The organism is Allobosea vaviloviae, from assembly GCF_001298265.1.
GTDB classification, from domain to species: domain Bacteria; phylum Pseudomonadota; class Alphaproteobacteria; order Rhizobiales; family Beijerinckiaceae; genus Allobosea; species Allobosea vaviloviae_B.
In genome coordinates this window covers 39,076-58,481 of sequence record NZ_LGSZ01000078.1, presented here as the reverse complement: position 1 = coordinate 58,481, position 19,406 = coordinate 39,076, and the positions used below count along the sequence as shown (strand labels likewise).

The 19,406-nt window shown below is 66.1% G+C and carries 16 protein-coding genes; 8 read left to right on the top strand and 8 right to left on the bottom strand.

Annotation, left to right across the window (positions count from 1 at the left end):
- Window positions 1-4: 4 nt before the first annotated feature.
- The 3 genes from gpt to AE618_RS24285 form a co-directional block, all read right to left on the bottom strand.
- Complete coding sequence (gene gpt, locus AE618_RS24295; protein ID WP_054211652.1) at window positions 5-514, bottom strand: xanthine phosphoribosyltransferase; 510 nt, start codon at window positions 512-514, stop codon at window positions 5-7.
- Between the two features lie 158 nt (window positions 515-672).
- Window positions 673-1,437, bottom strand: a complete 765-nt coding sequence (locus tag AE618_RS24290) for a competence/damage-inducible protein A (RefSeq protein WP_054211747.1) — start codon at window positions 1,435-1,437, stop codon at window positions 673-675.
- Window positions 1,438-1,573: 136 nt separating this feature from the next.
- Entirely contained in the window at window positions 1,574-2,422 is an 849-nt protein-coding gene (locus AE618_RS24285) for an FkbM family methyltransferase (RefSeq protein WP_054211651.1), read from the bottom strand.
- Window positions 2,423-2,602: 180 nt separating this feature from the next.
- On the opposite strand from AE618_RS24285, the gene map reads away from it, so the two are divergent.
- Both map and radC read left to right on the top strand, forming a co-directional pair.
- Window positions 2,603-3,427: a type I methionyl aminopeptidase gene (map, locus tag AE618_RS24280; protein ID WP_054211650.1), complete on the top strand. Its 825-nt coding sequence runs from the start codon at window positions 2,603-2,605 to the stop codon at window positions 3,425-3,427.
- Window positions 3,424-4,173: a RadC family protein gene (gene radC / locus AE618_RS24275; protein WP_054211649.1), complete on the top strand. Its 750-nt coding sequence runs from the start codon at window positions 3,424-3,426 to the stop codon at window positions 4,171-4,173. The genes map and radC overlap by 4 nt, the downstream gene beginning before the upstream one ends.
- A 34-nt stretch (window positions 4,174-4,207) precedes the next feature.
- Here radC and AE618_RS24270 read toward each other — a convergent pair whose 3' ends face one another.
- The 5 genes from AE618_RS24270 to AE618_RS24250 form a co-directional block, all read right to left on the bottom strand.
- On the bottom strand, window positions 4,208-7,174 hold the full coding sequence (locus AE618_RS24270; RefSeq protein WP_054211648.1) for an FAD-binding and (Fe-S)-binding domain-containing protein: 2,967 nt from the start codon (window positions 7,172-7,174) through the stop codon (window positions 4,208-4,210).
- A 4-nt stretch (window positions 7,175-7,178) separates the two neighbouring features.
- Complete coding sequence (locus AE618_RS24265; protein WP_054211647.1) at window positions 7,179-8,705, bottom strand: tripartite tricarboxylate transporter permease; 1,527 nt, start codon at window positions 8,703-8,705, stop codon at window positions 7,179-7,181.
- A gap of 9 nt (window positions 8,706-8,714) precedes the next feature.
- Window positions 8,715-9,215 (bottom strand): tripartite tricarboxylate transporter TctB family protein, encoded by a 501-nt coding sequence (locus AE618_RS24260; RefSeq protein ID WP_054211646.1) that lies wholly within the window; start codon window positions 9,213-9,215, stop codon window positions 8,715-8,717.
- A gap of 161 nt (window positions 9,216-9,376) precedes the next feature.
- Window positions 9,377-10,360 carry a Bug family tripartite tricarboxylate transporter substrate binding protein gene (locus tag AE618_RS24255; protein ID WP_054211645.1) on the bottom strand — a complete coding sequence of 328 codons (984 nt, stop codon included), beginning with the start codon at window positions 10,358-10,360 and terminating at the stop codon, window positions 9,377-9,379.
- A gap of 220 nt (window positions 10,361-10,580) precedes the next feature.
- Complete coding sequence (locus AE618_RS24250) at window positions 10,581-11,309, bottom strand: GntR family transcriptional regulator (protein WP_082365558.1); 729 nt, start codon at window positions 11,307-11,309, stop codon at window positions 10,581-10,583.
- A 154-nt stretch (window positions 11,310-11,463) separates the two neighbouring features.
- Here AE618_RS24250 and AE618_RS24245 point away from each other — a divergent pair, with 154 nt between their 5' ends.
- The 6 genes from AE618_RS24245 to AE618_RS24220 all read left to right on the top strand — a co-directional run bounded on the left by AE618_RS24245 (window position 11,464) and on the right by AE618_RS24220 (window position 19,401).
- Window positions 11,464-12,663 (top strand): pyridoxal-phosphate-dependent aminotransferase family protein, encoded by a 1,200-nt coding sequence (locus AE618_RS24245; RefSeq protein ID WP_054211644.1) that lies wholly within the window; start codon window positions 11,464-11,466, stop codon window positions 12,661-12,663.
- A gap of 158 nt (window positions 12,664-12,821) precedes the next feature.
- Entirely contained in the window at window positions 12,822-14,237 is a 1,416-nt protein-coding gene (locus tag AE618_RS24240; protein WP_248311007.1) for a circularly permuted type 2 ATP-grasp protein, read from the top strand.
- Between the two features lie 73 nt (window positions 14,238-14,310).
- Entirely contained in the window at window positions 14,311-15,252 is a 942-nt protein-coding gene (locus AE618_RS24235) for an alpha-E domain-containing protein (protein ID WP_054211745.1), read from the top strand.
- Between the two features lie 83 nt (window positions 15,253-15,335).
- Window positions 15,336-16,178: a transglutaminase family protein gene (locus AE618_RS24230; protein WP_054211642.1), complete on the top strand. Its 843-nt coding sequence runs from the start codon at window positions 15,336-15,338 to the stop codon at window positions 16,176-16,178.
- Between the two features lie 115 nt (window positions 16,179-16,293).
- The gene (locus tag AE618_RS24225) at window positions 16,294-17,043 is read left to right on the top strand and encodes a peptidase (RefSeq protein WP_054211641.1); all 750 of its coding nucleotides are present in this window, start codon (window positions 16,294-16,296) and stop codon (window positions 17,041-17,043) included.
- A gap of 111 nt (window positions 17,044-17,154) precedes the next feature.
- Entirely contained in the window at window positions 17,155-19,401 is a 2,247-nt protein-coding gene (locus tag AE618_RS24220; RefSeq protein WP_197280876.1) for a putative bifunctional diguanylate cyclase/phosphodiesterase, read from the top strand.
- The last annotated feature ends 5 nt before the right edge of the window (window positions 19,402-19,406 follow it).

Sequence of the window (19,406 nt, the reverse complement as noted above, 5' to 3'; positions counted from 1 at the left end):
CCCCTCAGCCCTTGTGATCCTTGGCGATCGGCTCGACATAGGCCAGCCCCATATCCCAGGGAAAATAGATCCAGGTGTCCTGGCTGACCTCGGTCACGAAGGTGTCGACCGTCGGCACGCCGGCAGGCTTGGCATAGACCGTAGCGAAATGGGCGTTGGGCAGCATCCCGCGCACCACGCGCGCAGTCTTGCCGGTGTCGGTCAGGTCGTCGACGACGAGCACGCCCTTGCCCTGTCCGTCGCCGATCGCCTTGATCGAGGGCGCGACATCCTTGAGCACCTTGAGCTCGGTCTGGTTCTTGTAGTCGTGATAGCTCGCGACGCAGACCGTCTCGATGAGGCGCAGGCCGAGTTCCCGGCAAATGATCGCGGCCGGGACGAGCCCGCCGCGCGTGATGCAGACGATCGCCTCGAACGGCCCTTTCTCGGCCAGCCGCCAGGCGAGCGCCCGGGCATCGCGGTGGAACTGGTCCCAGGAAACCGGGAAGGCCTTGTTGGAGGTCGGTTCGGCCATGGCACGAGGCTCCGGGGTGATCACGGCGCCACATTGCGCCCTGCCCCGTCCGAAACCCTATCGGCACGCCGCTGGCAAGAGGGTAGGCCACAACCGTCCCCAGAACTGGAGACGCATGTGGCAGATCAGTGTACCGAAGCCGTGCGCGGCCGCGAGCCTCAGACGCCCAGTCGCGCCTGTTCGGCCGCGAGCATCGTTTTCACCGCGGCCATCGCCTCGGCCAGTTTCTGCGCATCCCGCGAGCGCACGACGACATTCGTGTCCGGCCCCTCATCGGAAAAGAAGGGGTAGGAGCCGATCGAGACATCCGGGTGCGCCTTGGCGACCTCGGCCAGCGCCGTGCCGATGTCGCCCTCGCGCAGGCCGGCGCGGACGGTGTCGGACAGGATCTTTACGCCGGTCTTCAGGGTCGGCGCCAGGGCGTCGAGCATCGCCTGCATGATCGAGGGCACGCCCGCCATCACATAGACATTGCCGATGTTGAAGCCGGGCGCCTTCGAGACGGAATTGGCGATCAGGTTGGCGCCGGCCGGGATACGCGCCATCCGCAGCCGTGCCTCGTTGAGCTGGTCGGCGGGAAAGCGCTCGGACAGCATCGCGATGGCGCGGGGATCATGGTCGATCGACACGCCGAAGGCGGCCGCAACCGAGTCGGCGGTGATGTCGTCATGGGTCGGGCCAATGCCGCCCGTCGTGAAGACATAAGTCTGGCGCGACCGCAATGCGTTCAGGGCGGAGACGATCTCCTCCTGGACGTCGGGCACGATGCGCACTTCCCGCAGCTCGATGCCGATATTGGTCAGGTATTCAGCGATATAGCCGATATTCTTGTCCTTGGTCCGCCCGGACAGGATCTCGTCGCCGATGACGAGGATCGCGGCCGTGACGAGCGCCGGAGAAGATGAGGTGTCGCTCGCAGTCATGGCCGTCTCCTGGCTCCGGCGGCGCGCCTTCATCCGGGGCGCCACACATATCCTAGAGCTAGGGGTTTGCCGGCGCGGGCTCAAGCGCCCTGAAGGGCGCGCCCGTCATGCCCCGGGCCGCGGGCGACGTCGGTGGCTACGCCTTGCGCTCGTAGACGAGGTTCAGGCGGGTCTGGGCCAGCAGGCTGTAACCGCTTTGCTTCAGCAACGCGGCGAGGTCGCTTTGCCAGCGCTGCCGCGAATCCTCGATGATGATGAAGCCCGGCCATAGGCTTTGCGGCGCATCGCGCAGGAAGGGCTCGAGGATCAGATCTTCGGCGCCCTCGACATCGAGCTTGATCGCGTCCAGCCGGTCATAGCCCTCGTTCTGGACGAGCGAGAGCAGCGTCATCGCCGGCACCCGGATCGTGCTGCCGGCGCTGGACCGCAGGATTCGCACGCTCGATTCGCCACGATTGGTCGGATCGATGAAGAGGGTCAGCTCGCCCGGCTTGTCGGCCAGCGCGCAGGCGACGGCCTTGACCGTGCCGAACGGGTTCTGGGCGATGTTGAAGGCCAGCCGTGCGAACACCTCCGGCTGCGGCTCGACAGCCAGGATGCGCGCGCTCGGCCCCGCCTTGGCGGCCACGAACAGCGAATAGGCGCCGATATTGGCACCGATATCGACAAAGCGGAAACCGTCGCGCAGGCGCTCTGCGAGCAGGCCGCGCTCCAGCGGATCGAAATATTGCGGCGTGAAGAGGACGCGCTTCTCGCAAACATTGCCGTCCGGATAGAGGCGCATCTTCGCGCCCAGCGCCTCGATGTCGACGGGGCGACCGGCCAGCGAGCGCAGGCCGAGCCGGCGCAGCGCATAGGCGAGCTTGCGCCCCAGAAAGCTGTCGGACGCGCAGCGCGTCCAGGCGATGATGCGCGAGAGACCGCGCCGCGGCGCGAAGGCGCCGTAAGGCTGGTCCTCGCCCTGAGACTGTTCGATGATGGCCATTGCGGCAGCCTGATACACCCGGTCGCCTCCGCGCGCCAGCCGGAGGAACAGATCGGATCGGGCGAGGTTTAGCAGTCCCCGACCGGTCTGCGCTTGCAGCACGCCTTGCACCTCCCGCCAAACCCAATAGATATGGTCGGTAACGCGTTGCGCGGCGAAACTGGTACTCGACAAAACCCGATGACATTCGATGAAACGATCGGCCGCTCGCGCATGCGCGAGCCCGCCATCAAGCTCCATGGTCCCGAGGCCTTCGCGGCCATGCACAAGGCCGGCCGCCTGACGGCGGAGGGGCTCGACATGCTCGGCGGCTATGTGAAGCCGGGCGTCACCACGCAGCGCCTCGACGATCTCGCCTTCCAGTTCGCCATGGACAACGGCGCCTATCCAGCGACGCTCTTCTATCGTGGCTACACCAAGTCGATCTGCACCTCGATCAACCATGTCGTCTGCCATGGCATCCCCGATGACAAGCCCCTGCGCGAGGGCGACGTCATGAACATCGACTACACGCTGATCGTGAATGGCTGGCATGGCGATTCGAGCCGGATGTACGGCGTCGGCGACATCGCGCGCAAAGCCGAGCGGCTGATCGAGATCACCTATGAAAGCCTGCTGCGCGGCATCAAGGCCGTACGCCCGGGCGGCACGACGGGCGATATCGGCTTTGCCATCCAGCGCTATGCCGAGGGCGAGCGCTGCTCGGTGGTGCGCGATTTCTGCGGCCATGGCGTCGGCCAACTCTTCCACGATTCGCCGAACATCCTGCATTACGGCTCGCCCGGCGAAGGCCCGCAGCTGAAGCCCGGCATGATCTTCACGATCGAGCCGATGATCAATCTCGGCAAGCCCGGCGTGAAGGTGCTCTCCGACGGCTGGACGGCCGTGACGCGCGACCGCTCGCTCTCGGCCCAGTTCGAGCACACGATCGGCGTCACCGACACCGGCTGCGAGATCTTCACGCTGTCGCCGACTGGACACGACAACCCCCTCGCCCATCAATGACGACAGGCGCGGGCCAAGGTTCGGGCCGCTCCGCGCCGCCCGCCCTACCCGCAGCATCCGCCGTTCCAGCCGACGCGCCGCATTACCATGGTCATCGCGACCGCCTGCGCAGCCGCTTCCAGGAGGCCGGCGCAGACGCACTGCCGGACTATGAACTGCTGGAACTGCTGCTGTTCCGCTCGATCCCGCAGCGCGACGTCAAGCCGCTCGCCAAAGCGCTGATCGCGCGCTTCGGCTCCTTCGCCGAGGTGCTGGGCGCGCCGGCCTCGCGGCTGACCGAGGTCAAGGGCGTCGGCGAGGGTGTTGCGCTCGACCTCAAGATCGTCGAGGCGGCGCTGCGTCGCATGGCCAAGGGCGCGGTGGCCAAGCGCACCGTGCTCTCCTCCTGGTCGGCCGTGCTCGACTATTGCCGGACCGCGATGGCCTTCGCCGAGCGTGAGCAGTTCCGCATCCTCTTCCTCGACAAGAAGAACGCCGTCATCGCCGACGAGGTCCAGCAGACCGGCACTGTCGATCACACGCCCGTCTATCCCCGCGAGGTGATGCGGCGCGCGCTGGAACTCTCGGCTTCGGCCGTGATCCTGGTCCACAACCACCCCTCCGGTGACCCGACGCCATCGGGCGCCGACGTGAAGATGACCCGCGACCTCGTCGATATCGCGAAGCCTCTGGGCATCGCGATCCATGACCACGTCATCGTCGGCCGCGACGGCCATGCGAGTTTCAGGGGGCTCGGGCTGATCTGAACCGGCGGCGTATTGCCATCGCCATGCAGCCACCTCAGTTCGATCGCGACAGGCCATATGGCGCAGCGCTCGCCGGACCCGGGGGGGCCTCAAGCGCCATGTCGAGCACGCGCGCGACGTGCAGCGCCTCGCGCGCCGCGCCGTCGTGGATCTGGTGGCGACAGCTGGTCCCGTCGGCCACGATGAGATCGCCTGCGCCCGCCTGACGCACGGCCGGCAGCAGCGAAAGCTCCGCCATCGCGAAAGACACGTCGATCGTCGCCGCGCCATAGCCGAAGGCACCCGACATGCCGCAGCAGCTCGATTCGATCGGGCGGACATCGAGGCCGGGAATGGCGCGCAAGGTCGCCTCGACGGACCCCATCGCGGCAAAAGCCTTCTGGTGGCAATGGCCATGCAGATGCGCGACACGGCCACCCTGATCCCGCATCGGCAGGTTGGTCGTGCCTGCCTTGAGATCGGCGGCCAGCAACTCCTCCAGCAGGAAGGCCGCCTTCGCCATCGGCTCGACCTCGTCCTTCGGCAGGATGGCGCCGAACTCGTCGCGGAAGGTGAGCAGGCAGGAGGGTTCGAGCCCGACGATGCGCGCGCCCCTCGCGACGAAGGGAGCCAGCGCATCGAGCGTCCGCCTGGCTTCCACCCGGGCCTCATCGACGAACCCGGCCGAGAGGAAGGTGCGACCGCAGCACAATGGTCGCCCACCATCCTTGGGCTCGACCTTGTGGACGCGGTATCCGCCCGCCGCGAGCACCCGCTCAGTGGCTTCGAGATTCTCGCGTTCGAAATAGCGGTTGAAGGTGTCGCCAAAGAGCACGATGTCGCGCCCGTCGCCCAGCACATCCACCGCTGCAGCGGGTTTGCCGGTCTGCGACCAGGGCTTGCGCCAGAGCGGCAGGCTCCGGCGGGCGCTGAAGCCGAGCCAGCTTTCGCTCAGCCGCGCCAGCAGCGGGACGCGGTCGCGCAGATTCATCAACGGCGCGAGCCTGGCCGCCCAGGGCGCATAGCGCGGCAGCCAGGCGATCAGACGCTCCTTCAGCGGCAGGCCGTGCTTGCCATGGTAATGGCTCAGGAACTCGATCTTCATGCGCGCCATGTCGACGCCGGTCGGGCAGTCGCGCTTGCAGCCCTTGCAAGAGACGCAGAGATCGAGCGTCTGCTTCATCTCCGGCGAGGTGAAGGCATCCGGTCCGAGCTGCCCGGAAATCGCGAGCCGCAGCGTGTTGGCCCGCCCGCGCGTCACATGGGTCTCGTCCTTGGTGGCGCGGTAGGATGGGCACATCGTCCCGCCCGACAGCTTCCGGCAGGTGCCGTTGTTGTTGCACATCTCGACGGCACCGCCGAGCCCGCCCCAATCGGACCAGTCGAGCGCGGTCCGGGCCGGGATCGGTGTGGCGTAGCCGGGCGGGAACCGCATCAGGGAGCGGTCGTCCATGCGCAGCGGCCGGACGATCTTGCCCGGATTCAGCCGGTTGTCGGGATCGAAGCCATCCTTCACCGCTTCAAACGCGCGCGTCAGCGGCCCGCCGAACATCGGCTCGACAAATTCCGAGCGCGAGATGCCGTCGCCATGCTCGCCGGAATAGGAGCCCTTGAACCGGCGCACCAGTTCGCAGGCCTCCTCGGCAATGCCGCGCATCGCCTTGACCCCGGCCTCGTCCTTCATGTTGAGGATCGGCCGGACATGCAGGCAGCCGACGGAAGCATGCGCATACCAGGTGCCGCGTGTGCCATGGCGGGCAAACAGCGCGGTGATCGCGTCGGTATAATCGGCGAGATGGTCGAGCGGGACGGCGCAATCCTCGATGAAGGAGACCGGTTTCCCGTCACCCTTCATCGACATCATGATGTTGAGGCAGGCCTCGCGCACCTCCCAGACCGGCTTTTGGCGGGCGGGCTCGACGACCTCGACCACGGCATCTGCAAAGCCGTGATCGGCCATGCACTGGTCCAGCCGTCGCAGCTCGCGCTTGAGCTCAGCCAGATCATCGCCGGCGAACTCGACCAGCAGCAGGCAGTTGGGCTGCCCCCTGGTGATGTCGGCGAGCGTCCGCACAAAGAGCGGAATATCGGCGCCGAGCACCAGCACATTGTTGTCGACAAGCTCGACCGCCACCGGGCCGAGCGCCACGATATGCCGGGTCGTCTCCATGGCCGCGCGGAAGCTCGGGAAATGGCAGACGCCCATGACGCGATGCGTCGGCAGGGGCGAGAGCTTGAGCGTCGCCTCGGTGGTGATCGCAAGCGTGCCCTCCGAACCGACCAGCAGATGCGAGAGGTTGGGCCTCGCCGGCAGCAGCTCATCGAGATTGTAGCCGCCGACGCGCCGCTGGACCTTCGGGAAGATTGCCTCGATCGCGTCGCGGTGGCCATTTGCCAGCGCGAGCATGCGCGTCATCAGATCGCGGGCCCGCACCGAGCTGTTGTCGCCGACGCCCGCCTCGCCGAGCGCGAAGGCCTCGCCGTCATGAAACAGCGCCCGCATCGCCACGACATTGTCGACCATCTTGCCGTAGCGCAGCGAACGCGCGCCCGAGGAGTTGTTGCCGGCCATGCCGCCGATGGTGCAGCGGCTCGCCGTCGAGGGCTCCACGGGGAAGAACAGACCGTCCTTTTTCAGATGCGCGTTGAGCTGTTCCAGCACGAGGCCGGGCGCGACCGAGATCGTCCGTGCCGCCGGGTCGTAGTCGCGGATCGCATTAAAATGCCGGCTCATATCGAGGATCAGCGCATCGCCGATCGGCTGCCCGTTCTGCGAGGTGCCGCCGCCGCGCGCGATCACGGCTAAGCCATGCTCGGCGGCGATCTGGAGGCTGGCCGCGATATCGGCCTCATGTTTTGGGAAGACGACGCCCTGCGGAACGATCTGGTAGATCGAGGCATCGGTGGCATAGCGTCCGCGCGTGAAGGCATCGAAGCGCACCTCACCTTCCAGCGTCCGTTCGAGGCGCCGTTCCAGCCCGAGATTGCGGGCATGGGGCCTTGGAAGCGAAGCCTGATTCATCGCTTCAGCCGACCTCGGCCGGCTTCTCAGGCTGCCGCCCCTTGCCCCGCGCAGCGCCGATCAGGTCCATCACCGGCCCCCACAGCAACAGCAGCATGGCGAGCACGACCAGCGTACCGACGAGGCCGTTGGCGGCAAAGACGTTGAGGCTGCCGCCCGAACCGAGCAGCGCCTGGCGGAACGCCTCCTCCGCCCGGTCGCCAAGCACCAGCGCCAGAACCAGCGGGGCAAGCGGATAGTCGAGCTTCTTGAAGACATAGCCGATGATGCCGAAGCCCAGCATCAGCCAGATGTCGAAGGTCGAATTCGAGATCGTATAGGCTCCGATCGCGCAGACGATCAGGATCACCGGCGCGACATAGGAGAACGGCACCCGCATGATCGCCGCAAACAGGGGAACCGTGGCGAGCACGATGATGAGCCCGGCGAGGTTGCCGAGATACATCGAGGCGATGAGACCCCAGACGAAATCCTTCTGCTCGACGAAGAGCAGCGGCCCGGGCTGCAGGCCCCAGACCAGCAGCCCCCCGAGCAGGACCGCAGCGGTGGCCGAGCCGGGAATGCCGAGCGCCAGCATCGGCAGGAGCGCGGCGGTGCCGGCCGCGTGCGCGGCGGTTTCGGGCGCCAGCACGCCCTCGATATTGCCCTTGCCGAAGCTTCCGGGATTTCGCGAAAAGCGCTTGGCGAGGCCGTAGCCCATGAAGGAGGCGGCGATGGCGCCGCCCGGCGTCACGCCCATCCACATGCCCACGGCCGCCGAGCGCAGCAGCGTCGCCCAGTAGCGCGGCAGGCTGGCCCAGGTGCGAAAGACCACCTTGAGATCGATCTTGGCCTGCTTGCCCTTGAAGACCAGCCCCTCCTCGACCGTGAGCAGGATTTCGCTGACTCCGAACAGGCCGATGACCACGACGAGGAAATCGAAACCGCGCATCAGCTCGATCGAGCCGAAGGTCATGCGCAGATCTCCCGAGATCGAATCGAGGCCCACCGCCGCGAGCAGGAAGCCGATGCACAGCGATGCCAGGATCTTCGCACGGTTCTCGCGGCCCATGCCGACGAAGGAGCAGAAGGTCAGCAGGAACACGGCAAAGAATTCGGCCGGGCCGAACCGCAGCGCAAAGGACGCAACCAGCGGGGCGACGAAGGTGATCAGGATCACGCCCGAGAGCGCGCCGATGAAGGACGCCGTGAAGGCGGCCGTCAGGGCCTCCGCCGCCTTGCCCTGCACCGCCATCGGGTAACCGTCGAAGGTCGTCGCCACCGACCAGGCTTCGCCGGGAATATTGAACAGGATCGAAGTGATCGCGCCGCCGAACAGGGCTCCCCAATAGATCGAGGAGAGCAGGATGATCGCCGAGGTCGGGTCCATGCCGAAGGTCAGCGGCAGCAGGATGGCGACGCCATTGGGGCCGCCGAGGCCAGGCAGAACGCCGACAACGATGCCGAGCACCACCCCGACCGCCATGAACCCGATATTGTGCCAGGACAGGGCGACCTGGAAACCCGCCATCAGCGAGGCGAAATCATCCATCGTCAGACCTCAATAGCCGAGAGCGGTTTCGAGGGGGCCCTTGGGCAGCGGCACGCGGAACTGCAGCTCGAACACCCAGAAGCACGCCAGCGGCACCAGGATCGCCGTCAGCACGATCGACCACCAGCGCGAGGTCGCGACGATACTCATGAAGACGAGGATGAAGACGCTCGATGCAACGTAAAGTCCGAGCGGCTGGATCAGCGCCACGAACAGGATCAGCGGACCGAGCACGCGAGTCACCTGCCCGAGCTGCTCATAGGTGACGAAGACCCCGTCCTGCGGAGAGCGGAGCGACTGCACGAGGATGAAGAGCGAGGCGGCGAGAAAAATCCAGCCGACGCGGGCCGGGAAGAAGCCGTTCTCCGGCCCGTTGTCCCAGCCGGCGCCGCGGCCATAGGAATCGTAGAGCACGATGGCCGCGAGCGCGATCAGCACCAGCGCCACGATCCGTTCGACAGGGCGGCGGGCCAGGCCGCGTGGGGCTTCAGTTTCGGCTGGTGATGTCATTCGTTCGCTCCCGCGACGTCATCCCGGACAAGCCGCGCCGCGGCGCCGATCCGGGATCCATGCCTGAGCCGTTCCGGAATGGGTCCCGGCTCTTCGCCAAGCTCCGGCCGGGATGACCGGCCCTGACGACTTGCTGGCGCGCGCAGGCACGCCTCGTCGTCTCACTTCGCCATGAAACCAGCGTCGCTCATCAGCTTGGCGTGCTTCTCCTCGTCGGCCTTGAGGAACTGCACGAAGGCGTCTCCGTCGCGATAGTCGGGCACCAGCGCGCCGCGTGCGAGGTAGTCCTTCCATTCGGCGGTGCCGGCGACCTTCTTGAACAGCTCGACGTAATAGGCCTGCTGCTCCTTTGTGACCTTGCCGGGCATGAACATGCCGCGCAGCATCTGGTAGGTGACGTTGAGCCCCTGCGACGGACAGGTCGGGATGTCGGCCCAGGATTTGCCGTCCGCAACGGGCGTCGTATAGGCCATCTTCTGGTCGGAGAAGACGCAGAGCGGCCTGGTCGCGCCGCCGCGCCAGTTGGCGACGTCCTCGGCCGGATTGTTGGTGCTGGCCTCGATGTGGCCGCCCGAAAGCTGGGTCGAGGCCTGGCCGCCGCTGGCATGGGGGATGTAGGCGAATTTGACGCCGCCGGCCTTTTCCATCGCGAAGACGATCAGATTGTCTTCGCGCTTGGACGAGGTGCCGCCCAGCTTCAGCGGCAGCGACGCCGCCTTGGCGGCCGCCATGAAGTCGCCGGCGGTCTGGTAAGGCGCCTTGGCGTTGACCCAGAGCACGAACGAGTCCTGCGCCATCATTGCGACGGGCGTGTATTCGGTCCAGTTGAGCGGCAGCTTGGTCGCCATCGGCGTCATGAAGACGCCGCTCGAGGTGGTGATCAGCTTGTGCGGATCGCCGGCCGATTTCTGGATGTCGAGCATGCCTTCGGCGCCACCGGCGGCCGGCTTGTTGACGACGATGACCGGCTGGCTGCTGAAATTGTTCTTCTGGATGATGCCCTGGATGGTTCGGGCCATCTGGTCCGAGGCGCCGCCAGCGGCGAAAGGCACCACGATCTCGATCGCCTTGGTCGGCTCCCAGGCGAAAACGGGCGTCGCACCTGTGAGAAGACAGGCGGACGCGGCAAGCCAATGCTGCTTCATGGTGTCTAACCTCCCTTGGTCGCGCTCTGATGGCGTCGTGGCTAGGAGCCTAGAACCAATAAATTTTGCATTCAATCTGAAAATTACAATGCAGGCATTTGACTGCGAATGCACGGCATGGCGATCTCTGCTGCAATCGCCATGTCGACAAAACATGGCGAATGGCGCGTGCCTGAACAGTTGCGCCCGCTCGGGACCGCCGCTCGTCAGCGCAACGTGGTCAGGCCAGCGTCTCGGCCTGCGCTGCCCTGCGCTTGTTGCGCAGATGCAGGAACAGGATATCGCTGAGCTCGCTCCCGGCGCGACGGCGCAGCGCGTCCAGGATGAGCTCATGCTCCCGCATCGCCTCGCCCCAGCGGTCGCGCTCCTTGGCGAGGTTGGCGGAGTAGCGGACGCGGCGGATGCGCCCGGCGAAGCTGGCATAGGTCGCGCTGAGCGCGGCATTACCCGCCGCCTCGACGATCATGCGGTGGATCGCCTGGTTGCATTGGAAATAGCCATGCATCTCGCGCCGCAGGTAAAACCGGTACATATCATGGTGGACACGCTCGATCTCGGCCACTTCGGCGTCTGAAATGTGCTCGCAGGCGAGGCGCCCCGCCAGGGCTTCGAGACCGCCCATCACATCGAACAGCTCGCGCAGCTCCTCGGCATCGAGTTGCCGAACCCGAGCACCGCGATTGGGCAACAGCTCGATCAACCCCTCGGCGGCGAGCACCTTGAGCGCCTCGCGCAAGGGCGTGCGCGAGATGCCGAAGCGCTCGCAGAGCTGCCGCTCGGGGATGCGCGCGCCATCGGCAAGGTGGCCCTCGACGATGTAGTCGCGCAGCCCGACCAGCAATTCGTCATGCAGGGAACCGCTCGGGCGCACCGTGTCACCAGCCAGCGCCATGGCGGGCGTAAGGGCCGGCACGTCGATGTCCTGCAGGTCCGGGCTCATGCTTGTCATCGTCATTCGCTACGTAAAGGGCTCGCTCTGTCGAGGTCGCCCGCGTCATTTCTGCATTCCCCTATACAGTTGCATTCCCAAAAAATGAATGCAAAAAGATCGACATCACGCGACCGGCACGGACACAATGCGTCGCGCCCAGGGAGACGACGCCATGGCAACGCAGCAGGGCCGCCATTTTCTGCACATCCCCGGCCCGAGCCCGATTCCAGACCGCATCCTGCGCGCCATCGCGATGCCGATCATCGATCACCGCAGCGCCGAATTCGCGACGCTGGGCAAGCAGGTGCTAGAAGGCTGCAAGACGATCTTCAAGACCAGCCAGCCGGTCGTGATCTACCCCGCCTCCGGCACCGGCGCCTGGGAGGCGGCCATCGTCAACACGCTGTCTCCCGGCGACACGGTGCTGATGGCGGAAACCGGCCATTTCGCCACGCTCTGGCGCCAGATCGCGGCGCGTTTCGGCATCACCGTCGACTTCATCCCCGGTGACTGGCGTCGTGGCGCCGACCCGGCGGCAATCGAGGCCAGGCTCGTCGAGGACAAGGCGCACACCATCAAGGCGGTGATGGTCGTCCATAACGAGACCTCGACCGGCTCGACCAGCCGCATCGCCGAGATCCGCAAGGCGATCGATGCAGCCGGCCACCCCGCCCTGTTCATGGTCGACACCATCTCCTCGCTCGCCTCGGTCGATTACCGGCACGACGAATGGCAGGTCGACGTCACCGTCTCGGGCTCCCAGAAGGGGCTGATGCTGCCGCCGGGCCTGAGCTTCAACGCGGTCTCCGAAAAGGCCATGGCCGCCTCGCGGGCCAACACCCTGCCGCGCTCCTATTGGGACTGGCAGGAGATGGTGAAGATCAATGCCGGCGGCTTCTTCCCCTACACGCCGGCGACGAACCTGCTGTACGGCCTGAAGGAAGCCATCGCGATGCTGCATGAGGAGGGCTTGCCAGCCGTCTTCGCCCGCCACCAGCGCCTGGCCTCCGCGACCCGTGCCGCCGTCAAAGCCTGGGGGCTGGAGGTGCTCTGCGAAAACCCGGCCGAGCAGTCGCCGGTGCTGACCGCGGTGATGATGCCGCCGAGCCACGACGCGGACAGATACCGCAAGGTCGCGCTGGAAAAATACAACATCTCGCTCGGCTCGGGACTGGGGAAGGTCGCCGGCAAGGTCTTCCGCATCGGGCATCTCGGCGAGTGCAATGAACTGATGCTGCTCGGCGCCCTCTCGGGCGTCGAAATGGGCCTCGCCGCCGCAGGCGTCCCGCATCGCAGCGGCGGCGTCATGGCGGCGATGAGCGATCTGTCGGAGTCCGGCAGGCCCGCTGGCAACATCGCCGCTGTGGCCTGAGCCACAGCGCCCCTGCCGACCATACGACCATTAGCCGAGCCGGAGCGGGCGGCTCTGCCTGCGGATTAGGCAGATCACGGCGCGCCCCTGACCATCGACCCTCTTTCCGAACGCCTGCGAATGCGCATAGGCTGCTGAAAATGGGGAAAGAAGTCTGCATGGTCGCGTTCGATGAGATGACCGGCTCGGGAGCCGAACTGAGGCCAGCCTATGAGGCGCTTGACCGCTGGCTGAAGGACGCGCCTCCCGAGATGCTGGCTCTCAGGCGCAGCCAGGCGGAGCTGTTCTTCCGCCGCATCGGCATCACCTTCGCCGTCTATGGCGACGAGGAATCGACCGAGCGGCTGATCCCCTTCGACATCATCCCCCGCGTCCTGACCAAGCCGGAGTGGACCAAGCTCGAAGCGGGGCTTCGCCAGCGCGTCACCGCGATCAACATGTTCCTGGCCGACGTCTACGGGCCCAAGGAATGCATCAAGGCCGGCATCATCCCGGCCGATCTGGTCTATCGCAACGCCTGCTACCAGCTCGAAATGGTCGATTTCCAGGTGCCGCACGGCATCTACTGCCATATCGCCGGCATCGACATCGTGCGCGTCGATGCCGACACCTTCTATGTGCTGGAGGACAATGCCCGCACGCCGTCCGGCGTCTCCTACATGATGGAGAACCGGGAGGTGATGCTGCGGCTTTTCCCGGAACTGTTCGCCACGCACCGCGTCGCACCGGTCGACAACTATCCCGACCAGCTTCTGGCGACCTTGCGCTCGGTCGCGCCGCGCAGCGCGCCGTCAGACCCCAATATCTGCCTGCTGACGCCCGGCCAGTTCAATTCGGCCTTCTACGAACACTCCTTCCTGGCCGACAAGCTCGGCGTCGAGCTGGTCGAAGGGTCCGACCTGCTGGTCAAGGACGACGTCGTCTACATGCGCACGACGCAAGGGCCCAAGCGCGTCGACGTCATCTACCGGCGTATCGATGACGACTTCATAGACCCGCTCGTCTTCCGCAGCGATTCGGTGCTGGGCGTCCCCGGGCTGATCGGCGCCTACAAGGCCGGCAACGTCACGCTCGCCAATGCGGTCGGCACCGGCGTCGCCGACGACAAGGCGGTCTACAGCTACATGCCCGAGATCGTGAAGTTCTTCACCGGCGAGGAGCCGATCCTGAAGAACGTTCCGACCTATCGCTGCCGCGAGCCGGAGGCCAACGCCTATGTGCTCGACAATCTGGAGAAGCTCGTCGTCAAGGAGGTCAACGGCTCCGGCGGCTACGGCATGCTGGTTGGCCCCCACGCCAACAAGGCGCAGATAGAGACCTTCCGGCGCAAGCTCAAGGCAGCGCCTGAGGGCTTCATCGCCCAGCCGACGCTGGCGCTCTCGACCTGCCCGACCTTCGTCGCCTCGGGCGTGGCCCCGCGCCATGTCGATCTGAGGCCCTATGTGCTCTCGGGCGCCAACGGCATCTCCTGCGTGCCCGGCGGCCTGACCCGTGTGGCCCTCAAGGAAGGCTCCCTCGTCGTCAATTCCAGCCAGGGCGGCGGCACCAAGGACACCTGGGTGCTCGATGCCTGATCTCGGCGGAGGCTCCCTGTTGCAACGTTCACCCGATCCGTCCCGCCTCGTCGCCAAAAGGCCCGATCTGACGATGCTCTCGCGCACTGCCGACGCCCTCTACTGGGTCTCCCGCTATGTCGAACGGGCGGAGTATCTCGCCCGGATTCTCGACGCCACGATGCGGCTGAGCAATCTGCCCTCCTCCTATGGCGGCGCCGGCACGGAATGGCAGAGCGCGGTCGCCACCGCCGGCTGCGACGAGACCTTCGCCAAGGCCTATGGCGAGGCCAATGAGCGCAATGTCTGCGACTTCCTCACCTTCAACCCCGACAACCCCTCCTCGATCCGCAACTGCCTGGCGCTGGCCCGGTCGAATGCGCGCGGCGTCCGCACCGCGCTGACATCGGAGATGTGGGACGCACTCAACGGCGCCTGGCTCGAACTGCAGCGCTTCGAGAAGAAGCGGATGGACCGCGAGGAATTCGCCCGCTTCCTCGACTGGGTGAAGAACGTCTCGCTGGTCTTCGACGGCTCGGCCTACCGCACCATGCTGCGCGACGACGGCTATTGGTTCTCCCGGCTCGGCGTCTATGTCGAGCGCGCCGACAACACCGCCCGCATCCTCGACGTGAAATACCATGTGCTGCTGCCGGCCAACGAGCAGGTCGGTGGCTCCTTGGACTATTTCCAGTGGACCACGGTGCTGCGCGAGGTCTCGGCGCTCACCGCCTATCACTGGGTCTATCGCGAGGCGGTGAAGCCGCTGCTGATCGCCGATCTCCTGATCCTGAACCGAAGGATGCCGCGCTCGCTTGCCGCCTGCTACGAGAACATCTCGCGCTTCCTCGATCTGCTCGGCGATTCCTATGGCCGGCAGGGCCCCGCCCAGCGGCAGGCTCGGAAAACGCTGGCGAATCTTTCGAGCACCGCGATCGAAGACATCTTCCAGCACGGGCTGCACGAGTTCATTTCGGACTTCATCACCGAGAACAACCGCCTCGGCGGCACCATCATCGAGCAGTATCTGCAATGAAGGGCCGCCGCGGCCTCGCCTCCGGCAGCAGCGGCGGTTAAGAAACGTCGAAAAGCTGCCTCCCGTCCTCAACTGCGATTGCCATGCGGATCAGGATCTCCCACTCGATCGCCTACGCCTATGCCGAGCCCGCCCGGCATATCACGCAGATCCTGCGGCTGACGCCGCGCGACCATGACGGCCAGCACGTCATGTCCTGGCGCATCGAGCCCACTATAGACGGCCGCCTGCGCGCGACGCAGGATCCTTTCGGCAACATCGTCCATACCTTTTCCGCCGACGGGCCGATCGCGGAAATGGCGATCCGGATCGACGGGCTGATCGAAACCACCGATCTCGCCGGGGTCGTGCGCGGAATGATCGAGCGCGTGCCCATCGAGGTCTTCCGCCGCGACACCCTCCTGACGACCCCCGACGAAGCCCTGCGCAGCTTCGCGAGCGAAGCGACGCGCGCCGCCGACACGCCGCTGTCCAAGATGCACGCGCTGATGGATGCGCTCCACGATCAGACGACCTGCGTCGAAGCCGGGCAACGCACAGGCCTCGGCGCTGCGGCGGCGTTCGCGGCGCGCGAGGGCATCCCCCAGGACATCGCCCATGTCTTCATGGCCTGCGCCCGCCATCTCGGCATGCCCGCCCGCTATGTCTCGGGCTATGTCGCGCAGTCCGACAGCCTGCCGCAAAGCACCCTGCCCCATGCCAGCGGCGCCCATGCCTGGGCCGAGGTGCATCTGGACGACTATGGCTGGATCGGTTTCGACGCGGCCAACGGGCTGTGCCCGATAGACACCCATGTCCGCATCGCGGCCGGGCTCGACTATGCCGACGCGGCACCGGTGCGCGGAGCGCGCAAGGGCGGCGATGGCGAGGCGCTGGCCGTGACCGTCAGCGCCCGCGAGGCAGGAGGACGCCTCTCCAACCAGTGACGCGAGGTCGTTCGGCCTGGATCGCACTGGGCGACTGGCGGCGAGGCGGTCGATATGCGACGACATGCCGTTCGTGAACAACCCAGCCAGAACAAGCCAAACCAGGATCAGCCCCTTGACCTATTGCGCCGGAATCCTCGTGCAGGACGGGCTCGTCATGATCGCCGACACCCGCACCAATGCCGGGCTCGACGACATCTCGACCTTCCGCAAGCTGCACGTCTTCTCCTGGCCGGGCGACCGGACCTTCGGGCTGATGACGGCGGGCAACCTCTCGGTGACGCAGTCCGTGGTCAGCCTGCTGCATGAAGGCCTGCCCAATCCCGAGACCGGCGAGAGCGACACCTTGCAGGGCGCGACCTCGATGTTCCGCGCCGCGCAACTGGTCGGGCGCGCAATCCGCCATGTCAGATCGGAAGACGGTCCCGCGCTGAAGGACGCCGGCGTCAAATTCGACGTCTCGATGCTGTTCGGCGGCCAGATCAAGGGCCAGCCGATGCGGCTGTTCATGGTCTACGGCGCCGGCAACTTCATCGAATGCGGCATGGATGCGCCCTTCCTCCAGATCGGCGAGCACAAATACGGCAAGCCGATCCTCGATCGGGCGATCACCCACAAGACCCATCTCTACGACGCACTCAAGGTCGGCCTGATCTCGATGGACTCGACCATGCGCTCCAATCTAGGCGTCGGCCTGCCGATCGATCTGATCGTGATGCGGCGCGATGCCGACGCGCCCGAACTTAACCGCCGCATCGAAGCCGGCGAGCCCTATTTCCACGATCTGCGCGAGCGCTGGTCGGCCGCTTTACGGGCGGCCCACACCGCGATTCCAAGGCCACCCTACGAGCCCAAGAGCCCCTGACGAGGCGCCCCCGACTCAGATGAGAAAAGCCCTTGATGCGTAGATGCGTCAACGGGATATCAAGATTCCCCTGCGATGGTCCGGTTCAATGTGGCCGCCCCGGGACAGCTGATGCCGTCGCACTTCGTCGCGAAGTTGACCAACGCGGACGCATCCGCGCGGATGCTGAAGAGCACCGTCGCGACCCTGGGCTGTGCGTTTCTGATGGTCATGGCGGCCTCGGTGGCGGTCATCGTGGCGATCACCGGCGATGCCAACCGGATCGAGGCCGAGCGTCAGCGAGATCGCATCGAGGCGGCTATCGAGAGCCAGGTGCGCCTGCGTGAATTGCGCTTTCAGACCTTGGCGGCGACGGGAGACCTCCAGATCTCGCTGGCGGGCCCCGACCCGCTGATGACGCTGCAGACGGCGCTGGCGCAGATCGGCAATCGCTTTCTCGAATTCGACGGAGCCTACATCGTCTCGTCCTCGGGCCTGGTCTTTGCGGGCATCGAGGGCGGCAGCCCGGCCGGTCAGGCCGGCTACGACGCGCTGAAGCACTTCAGCCCGACCCTGCCTGGAACGCCGCATGCCGGCGATCCGCCGATGCACAGACTGCCCGATCGGCACGGAGCGCCCGGATCCGCCGCCTGGTCGTTGACGCATGACGGTTTCGAGACCATCGGGGTCGTGGTGATCGACATGACCCCGCGGCGCGGCTCGCTCATCTCGCAACTGAGTGGGCCGATCAAGATCGTCGGCTACCGGCGCGTTACCGACTCGCTGCTTGGCGACCTGGCCCGGCGCTACCGCGTCGCTGACATCCGGATCGTGCGCGACATGCCCGGCGACCCGCTCTCGAGGCGAGCCATCCCTGCTCCGGATGGGTCGGTCAAGGCCTGGTTCAGCTGGTCGCCCGACCGGCCTGGCGACGCCATGCTGCGCAAGTTCATCTGGGCGCTGGCTGGCGTCGGTTCGTTGTTTTGCGCCATCTTCGCCTTCGTGATCCATCGCCTGCGTGGCGCGGCGCACCAGATCGCCATCCGGGAAAGTCAGATTCAGCGCCTCGCTGGACAGGATGAACTGTCTCTCCTGCCCAACAGGCGGACCTTCGACATCAGGCTCGACCAGGAACTGGCGCTGCTCGGACGCGCCGGCAAGTCCGGCAACGGGTCCGGTCTTGCCGTGATGCTGATCGACCTCGACCGCTTCAAGGCGGTCAACGACACCTATGGGCATACCGCCGGCGACGAGTTGATCCGCCAGGTTGCACAAAGGCTATCGAAGCTCGTCCGCGGCGGCGACACTGTCGCCCGCATCGGCGGCGACGAATTCGGCATCATCCAGACCCATGGGCGTTTCCCCGCCGGCTGCGCCGCGCTCGGCGAGCGCATCCTGGCGAGCCTGACCGAGCCCTTCGTCATCATGGGTGTCGCCACGACCATCGGCTGCTCGATCGGCATCGCTCTGGCACCGCAGGACGCGACGGACCGCGAGGCGCTGCTGAGGCTGGCCGATACCGCGCTCTATCAATCGAAGAACAGCGGCCGCAACCGCTTCTCCTTCTTCGAAGCGCAGATGAACCGCTCGCTGGCCCTCAAGCGCATGGTCGAGGAGGATCTCCGCCGCGCCATCGCCGATGACGAGCTCGTGCTGCACTACCAGCCCCAGGTCTCGGTCGACGGGTCGACGATCGTCGGCGTCGAGGCGCTGGTGCGCTGGAACCATCCGATCCACGGCATGGTCCCGCCTGCCGAGTTCATCGGCATCGCCGAGGAGCGCGGACTGATCGTGCCCCTGAGCGAGTGGGTGCTGCGCCGTGCGTGCATCGAGGCCAAGCGCTGGGAAGGCATCCGGCTCGCCGTGAACGTCTCCCCGATCCAGTTCCGCCACAAGGATTTCGTCGCCAACGTCATCCGGATCATCGACGAAACCGGCTTCAACCCGACGCAGCTCGAACTCGAACTGACCGAGGGTGTGGTCGTCGATGACGCCGATGCCGCCGAAATCGCGATGATGGATCTGCGCGCTCACGGCGTCGGGCTGGCGCTGGACGATTTTGGTACGGGCTATTCGAGCCTGATCTATCTGCGCCGCTTCGCCTTCGACAAGATCAAGATCGACCGCTCCTTCCTCGAGTACATGGAGACGACGGGAGAATCCGCGATCCTGGTCCACTCCATCGCCCATCTCGGTCGGGCGCTCGGCCTTCGGGTCTGCGCGGAGGGTGTCGAGACGGCCGAGCAGCATCGCTTCCTGCAGGCGATCGGTTGCCATGAGCTGCAGGGCTTCCTGTTCTCCAAGGGCGTTCCCGCCGACGAGATCGACCGCCTTCTGGCGCTGGAGAAGCCCTTCGCCGAGATTCTCGCGGCGGCCTGACGGCG

Excerpts from the sequence above, each read along its gene's own strand:
- gpt (WP_054211652.1), bottom strand. The coding sequence starts at position 514 with ATGGCCGAACCGACCTCCAACAAGGCCTTCCCGGTTTCCTGGGACCAG.
- AE618_RS24290 (WP_054211747.1), bottom strand. The coding sequence starts at position 1,437 with ATGACTGCGAGCGACACCTCATCTTCTCCGGCGCTCGTCACGGCCGCG.
- AE618_RS24285 (WP_054211651.1), bottom strand. The coding sequence starts at position 2,422 with ATGGCCATCATCGAACAGTCTCAGGGCGAGGACCAGCCTTACGGCGCC.
- map (WP_054211650.1), top strand. The coding sequence starts at position 2,603 with ATGACATTCGATGAAACGATCGGCCGCTCGCGCATGCGCGAGCCCGCC.
- radC (WP_054211649.1), top strand. The coding sequence starts at position 3,424 with ATGACGACAGGCGCGGGCCAAGGTTCGGGCCGCTCCGCGCCGCCCGCC.
- AE618_RS24270 (WP_054211648.1), bottom strand. The coding sequence starts at position 7,174 with ATGAATCAGGCTTCGCTTCCAAGGCCCCATGCCCGCAATCTCGGGCTG.
- AE618_RS24265 (WP_054211647.1), bottom strand. The coding sequence starts at position 8,705 with ATGGATGATTTCGCCTCGCTGATGGCGGGTTTCCAGGTCGCCCTGTCC.
- AE618_RS24260 (WP_054211646.1), bottom strand. The coding sequence starts at position 9,215 with ATGACATCACCAGCCGAAACTGAAGCCCCACGCGGCCTGGCCCGCCGC.
- AE618_RS24255 (WP_054211645.1), bottom strand. The coding sequence starts at position 10,360 with ATGAAGCAGCATTGGCTTGCCGCGTCCGCCTGTCTTCTCACAGGTGCG.
- AE618_RS24250 (WP_082365558.1), bottom strand. The coding sequence starts at position 11,309 with ATGACAAGCATGAGCCCGGACCTGCAGGACATCGACGTGCCGGCCCTT.
- AE618_RS24245 (WP_054211644.1), top strand. The coding sequence starts at position 11,464 with ATGGCAACGCAGCAGGGCCGCCATTTTCTGCACATCCCCGGCCCGAGC.
- AE618_RS24240 (WP_248311007.1), top strand. The coding sequence starts at position 12,822 with ATGGTCGCGTTCGATGAGATGACCGGCTCGGGAGCCGAACTGAGGCCA.
- AE618_RS24235 (WP_054211745.1), top strand. The coding sequence starts at position 14,311 with ATGCTCTCGCGCACTGCCGACGCCCTCTACTGGGTCTCCCGCTATGTC.
- AE618_RS24230 (WP_054211642.1), top strand. The coding sequence starts at position 15,336 with ATGCGGATCAGGATCTCCCACTCGATCGCCTACGCCTATGCCGAGCCC.
- AE618_RS24220 (WP_197280876.1), top strand. The coding sequence starts at position 17,155 with ATGCCGTCGCACTTCGTCGCGAAGTTGACCAACGCGGACGCATCCGCG.